Source organism: Caldisericia bacterium (assembly GCA_021158845.1).
In the GTDB taxonomy this organism is placed as follows: Bacteria; Caldisericota; Caldisericia; order B22-G15; family B22-G15; genus B22-G15.
In genome coordinates this window covers 1-6283 of record JAGGSY010000022.1, presented here as the reverse complement: position 1 = coordinate 6283, position 6283 = coordinate 1, and the positions used below count along the sequence as shown (strand labels likewise).

Annotated in this window: 6 protein-coding genes; all 6 read right to left on the bottom strand. The window is 40.8% G+C overall.

The features are described from left to right. Positions 1–665: ABC transporter ATP-binding protein (locus tag J7J33_00855; protein ID MCD6167844.1), on the bottom strand; the 665-nt coding region annotated here is incomplete at its 3' end. Beyond that, positions 662–1669 carry an iron ABC transporter permease gene (locus tag J7J33_00850; GenBank protein ID MCD6167843.1) on the bottom strand — a complete coding sequence of 336 codons (1008 nt, stop codon included), beginning with the start codon at positions 1667–1669 and terminating at the stop codon, positions 662–664. The genes J7J33_00850 and J7J33_00855, both read right to left, overlap by 4 nt. A gap of 42 nt (positions 1670–1711) precedes the next feature. Next, positions 1712–2788: an ABC transporter substrate-binding protein gene (locus J7J33_00845; protein MCD6167842.1), complete on the bottom strand. Its 1077-nt coding sequence runs from the start codon at positions 2786–2788 to the stop codon at positions 1712–1714. Then, positions 2785–3423 (bottom strand): hypothetical protein, encoded by a 639-nt coding sequence (locus J7J33_00840; GenBank protein MCD6167841.1) that lies wholly within the window; start codon positions 3421–3423, stop codon positions 2785–2787. The genes J7J33_00845 and J7J33_00840 overlap by 4 nt, the downstream gene beginning before the upstream one ends. 6 nt (positions 3424–3429) lie before the next feature. Further along, complete coding sequence (locus J7J33_00835; protein ID MCD6167840.1) at positions 3430–4035, bottom strand: hypothetical protein; 606 nt, start codon at positions 4033–4035, stop codon at positions 3430–3432. 86 nt (positions 4036–4121) lie between these two features. Beyond that, positions 4122–6283, bottom strand: a 2162-nt coding sequence (locus tag J7J33_00830; GenBank protein MCD6167839.1) for a TonB-dependent receptor, incomplete at its 5' end; no start/stop codon positions are given.

Below are 6283 nucleotides of genomic sequence, written 5' to 3'. Positions count from 1 at the left end.
CCAAAAGCAAGAATTTTTTTATTGTGCATTATAAGTACCTTGCTAGCAAAAAACAGTGAATGATTGGGGTCATGAGAAGTCGCTATGATACCCAGTCCTTTTTCTTTAGCTAATCTATTTATAATCGATAGAACAACCATTTGATTTTTAAAATCTAAATGTGATGTTGGTTCATCAAGTATAAGTACTCTTGGTTCCTGTGCTAATGCTCTTGCAATTAAAGTGAGTTGCATTTCTCCGCCGCTTAGGTTCGTGTAAGGTTTTTTCATTAGATGTGATATATTCACTGTTTTAATCGCTTCTTTTGCTATTTTGATATCCTTTTCTGATGGGGATGAAAACAAACTCAAATGAGGGCTCCTTCCTAAAAGCACTACTTGAAGTACGCTGTAAGGAAATGTAGGCTTATGTGTTTGATGTACAACTGCAATCTTTTTAGCGAGTTCTATTCTATTCAAGGTGCAAATATCCTCATTATCCAAGAAAACATGCCCTTTTCTCAACTTTAATGCATTAGTTATGCACTTAAGCAAGGTGGTCTTGCCACAACCATTTGGTCCGAGAATGAAGAGAATATCTCCTTTATCTACGGAAAATGTAAAATTCTCAAACAAATTACAACTTCTATCGAATCCAAATGTTGCCTCCATCACATCAATTTTCATGCCCAACCGCCTTTACTTTTCCTTAATAAATATGCAAAGAAAGGAGCACCAACAATTGCTGTAATTATTCCCAGGGGAATCTCAGCAGTTGTCATAGTTCTTGCGAGACTATCTACTAACAACAGATAAGATGCACCTATGGCGGCACTCACGGGTAAGAGTACTTTATGGTCAGGACCGACTATCATCCTTGCAACATGTGGTATTATAAGACCAACCCAGCCTATTATTCCACTTACACAAACCGCGGATGCGGTTATGACTGTAACCGATATAATTATAATTAGTTTTAATTTCTCAGTATTGATTCCAAGTGTTTGGGCATCTTCGTCTCCCATTGATAAAATATTTATTCTCCAGCTAAGTAGTAAAAGAACAAACAGCCCGGCTACTATTGGTGGAGTCACTAAAATCGCATCTTTAGTAGTAACTGATGCAAGACTACCCATGAGCCAGAATACGATAGCCGGTAATTTGTCAGTGGGATCAGCTACGTATTTAACAAGTGAAATAAGAGCTGAAAAAAAAGCTCCAACAACAATGCCCGCAAGGACAAGAACGAGTATGGGTGTCGTTTTATAGATCCTGCTTATTACATAAGTCAGTGCTACGGCCATTGCTCCAAAAACAAAGGCAGATAATTGTATTACGATCATACTTCCAGATAATAATATGGCAAGAGCAGCCCCAAAACCTGCTCCTGCGGAAACACCCAATATATAGGGTGACACAAGCGGATTTTTAAAGATTCCTTGAAAAGAAGCACCCGAAATAGATAGACCTGCACCCACAAGCATAGCAACTATTGCCCGGGGCAACCTTATGTTTAAAAGTACTATCTCCATGTTTTCTGACCAAGTATGCTGAATGGAAAAAAATTTAGAGGCAGGAATCTTAAACACCATACCTAACGGTAAAGGATACCTCCCAATGCTGAGAGAAATCAAGAATATGGCAACTGATAAAAAGAATAAAACTATCCCAATTGCCTTGGTTTTTTCCATTTGTATATTTGGCTCCTTATCAGTCATGGTTGCGGATTCTCCCTATCGACTGGGATGCAATACCTTGAAAGTGTCTCCATGAGAAGGGCTGTAACTATTATAAACCCTTTCGTAATATTCTTTAAGTTCATGTTCCATATCTAGCTTCCCAAATTTTTCCGGATACAGTTTCTTTGCCATCCATGGACAGAGAAGAGTTGATTCAGGCCCAGGTCTATCCCATGAATATGCACCAATTGGGGATATGTAGACATCGCCATTTTTAACTGCGGTTACCTTACTCCATTGGGAATTCGTAACGATCTCCTTTTTATATTCCGGTAGATCTACAAATATAACTTCAGGGTCCCATTTTAATACTTCCTCAATGGATACCCACTTAGACCAACCAGGTAAGATTTCAGAAAAATCTCTTCCGCCAGCCATTTCTATGACATCGTGTATGAAGGATTCCCTTCCATGGCTCTTCAGAACGCCGTAAGTAGCAAAATACACTTTCTTTCTTTCTCCCCTTGGTATTTTTGAAGTCACTGAAGTGACTTTTTCGAAAAGAACATGTCTGTAAAAAATAAATGCCTTCGCTTTTTCTACATTCCCTACAACCTTCCCCACCAGTAGAATAGCTTTTTCTAAATCTCCTGCAGTTAGTAAATCTAATGCTATGCAAGGTATACCGGCTGCTTCTATGGGTTTAATCTGTTTTTCTGTGTTGTGGCATATAACCACGTCTGGGTTTAGTTTCAAAATCTCCTCTATGTTCGGCGCAGAACCCCCGGATTCAACCACGGCCGGTAGAGCTAAATATTTAGGATCAATCTTCTGCATCAATTTAGTCCGTCCTTGTGTATAAGAGCATGTTCCCACATGCTTATCCTGTGCGCCGACCAAATAAATTATATGTGTAACTGGTGCAAGAGTATCCACAATTCTATCCACTTTTGCCGGGACTGTTACACTTCTTCCGGCCATGTCAACAATCATTCTTGCTTCATGTTTGACTTTCTCTACATCCTTTTCTTGAACACATCCAAGGAAAGCAGTGCCAATAAAATCCATAAAGAATATAATTAGCAATAGTCTTACAGACCCTCTTCTTTGTGATTGGTCGTGAGGTTTCATTTGGTTGCCTCATTCATTGCCCATTTAAAAACATTGTCAAGAAATCTCTGTGTTTTTTTGACCACTCCATACCCGGCATGCACATCCGGGTCCAAGGTTGTTGCCAGTATTTTTCCTTTAAAATTTTTTGAATCCAGATAGATAATGTCACCATTTTTCCCATACGTTAGCAACACATCAGCATTTTCAGGTGCATGGAATATCCCATGAAAATGCCATTGCAGATCCTCAATCGTCAGGTTTTGGAATAAAGGATGTTTAGGATCTAATATCCGATATGGTTCGATAACCAATTCCCCTTTATCCCATTCATATTCTTTTGTTCCATCTTTTTTGTATCTAAAACGAGGATACCTGTCTTCCCAAACACAATAAGGAAGCCACGGCCTAGTGACCTCTCCAAAGGATATAAGTAACTTTCCCCTATTTAGGAATTCTATCAGCCTTTGCTTTGTTTTTAATAGAATCTCTTGGTTTGACTCACGGGGAACTATTAATACATCAAACGGCAGTAGGTCTACAGTAGGGAAATTGCAGACATGAATGATATCACTGATAAATGTGCGATATTTCTCGGATGTAAACAAATCATGTTGCCACTTACTTCCTGAGTATAGTGCGCCGATTTTGACCATTTGTCTTCACCTCCTTATTTTGCATGCTTCGTCTTGTGCCCATCTTACAATATTATCAAGAAGAATTTTGGCACCCTTTAGCCCATGAAAGGAGTGGCAGATAGCATCTAATTGGCTGGCCGCCAAAATTACTCCTTTTGTGGATTGCCGATCAATATACATGATCGGATCGCCTAACATGTTTGTGACCAAAATCTCAGCTCCAGCCGGGGCAACAAAATGTCCATGACAACACCAACCTGTTGCTCCCTTATGCCAGTGAAGATCATCGGGTCTAAGGCCTTTTAGTACCGGATGATTTTTCTTTATCAGTAAAGGCCCATCGTCTTCAGGTTTTACTCCGCCCCACCGACATCCTGGCAGCCATTCTTTAGTCACTTCACCAAAAGAGACCACTATGCCCTTATATTGGAGAAATTTCTTGATCTTTTCTCTTTCAGCATAAACTATTTCCTGGTCCGTACCCCTCGGGAAAATAAGTATGGCATAGCGTGAAAGCTCAATTTTAGAGAGATCACAAACAGGAAGCATTTCTATTTTTTGAGCGTATTCGTTTCTATTTAACACCGCATGTTGATAACTAATACCGGAATATATTGCACCTATCCGCATTTTTTTGTTACCTCCTTACCGTAAAATGACCCCGGCGCAAAGCTCCGGGTACGTTCGGTTGTCCTAACCTGTCCAAAAAACCAATCTTAGAACCTCCACATTAATGTGGCTACAGCATTGATGCCAGGTTCATCATAAACGTTCTGATTTCCAGGGTTGCCTCTTGCAAGATGGTTCCTGTAAGACCTATCCAGCAGGTTTTCAATAGCAAGAGAAAGATCAAAATCCCTGATTTTTATACCACCCCGAAGGTCAAAGGTTGCATATCCAGGGGTCTCAATTTCATTTGGAGCGTTTCGAGTCTGGTTACCAACTATGTTGGATATAAATTCAAACCAGTAGCGTTTGCTCGGTTCTGCGAATCGAATACCCAAAATGCCATTGAGCGGAGGTATTTCTGGCAGTGGATCATCTGTGATCTTATCTTTGCCCCATACGTAAGAAACATTTCCGAATACAGAAAGCCAATGGTTAATTATGTAGGAAGCCTCGACCTCGAATCCTCGTCTCTGGGCCTTACCGATATTTTGCAATTGTATTGAAGGAAGATCTCTAAAAGTAATATCCTTTCGGACGAATACGTCCTTTGAATCTGCTAAAAAGAGATTCATAGCTCCGCTAAAAGCAGGATATTGCACTTTCAATCCTATCTCGTAATTCATGGTTTTTTCTGGCTTGATTGCAGGATTAGGGACATTAAAACCCTTAACCGTTCTTGCAAAGGCAAATTTAGACCACGTTTGTGGTTGACAATAAGCTCTTGCAATACCACCAGTCAGATTAACATTTTCAGTGATGCGGAACAGCAGATTCAGATTGCCGGTAAAGACAGTGTCTGTTACCGTCTGATTTTCTTCCAGGACAGGAAGAATCTCTGGGACATAAACTGGAGATAGCTCAGTCTTTGTTCGGAAATAGTCAAAACGACCCCCTAAGATAAGTAGCAACCTATCTGTTACATCAAACTCATCCTGCACGAAATATCCAATATTTAACATGGTTGCATTGGGAGACGTACGTCCCTCTATACCATGTACCACCTTAGTCACATCACCTGTAAGTGGGTCATAGTGAGTTACAATGTCTCTATAATTCCAGAGACCATATCTTTTTTCCCAGAAAGAGTCTATGCCAGTAGTTACCTTATGAGAATATCCAAGTTGAAATGTTCCATATGCCCTGCCTCCCACTGTATCATCAGGTACATGCCTTAAATGGTCGAATGTTTTTGTCAATCGGCCTAACTTGTCATAAGCGTGGCTAAAAATAGCCACGGTTGCGTCCTGTCTTTTATAATATACATTAGCAAAGAAACTTTTCCATATATCTCCTATATCCTTGTCTTCAAACCGGATTTCTATATCATGCTGGTCGTCAGGGTCTATCAGTTTCTTATCTGGGGGGAGATTTGGAAAAGGAGGGCGAATTGCGCTAATTCCTTGATTTTCCCCCTGAAACTCCTTTAGGATAAATTCTAACCTCCTGCTTTCATCAAACTGGTATCCCGCTCGAAGATCCCAGCTCATATCATTAAATTTGCTGTAAGGTATATCGCCTTTGGGAGTACGCATGTCATCATATGCGTTTCTATAATTATAACCCAGCAGAAAGTCGAACCCATACCCCCCTCCCTCTAACTCGATGCCAGTCCTAAACATATTGTTAGCAGAACTATAGGATACGGGCCTCAAGCGAGGTTCAAGACTAAATCTTGGTTCAAGGTGTGGCTTTGCTTTTCGTGTGATGATGTTGATAACACCACCGAGTGCCTCCGTTCCATAAAGGGAAGAAACAGGCCCACGAACAATTTCTACTCGCTCGATCTGATTAGGATCAATTAGGGCAAATGTTCGTGTTCGGCCGCCCCGAAATGGATTGCCATCAATAAGGACAGGAATCTTCCCGGTTACCGTAGAGAACCCTCGCATGCTAATATGATTCATCACAGGGGTTCCCCTTATTTGAGACACTCCCACCTGCTTCTGAAGCATATCAGGTACACTGATCGGATTTTTTTCCTCTATATCCTCACGTGTTATTATTCCAACAGGGATTGGCGTTTCGAAAACTGGCCTTTCTGTCCTGGTAGCCGTAACCACCATCTCCTCTATCTCTACTGGTCTCTTAACCTCCTCTTCTTCCACCTTCTTTTTTTCCACCTCTTCCCTCTGTGCCACTACGATTTTCGCTTTCTTCAAAACCACTGTACCCTGGTCGGTAACCATATAGGTAAGGCCAGTGCCTTTTA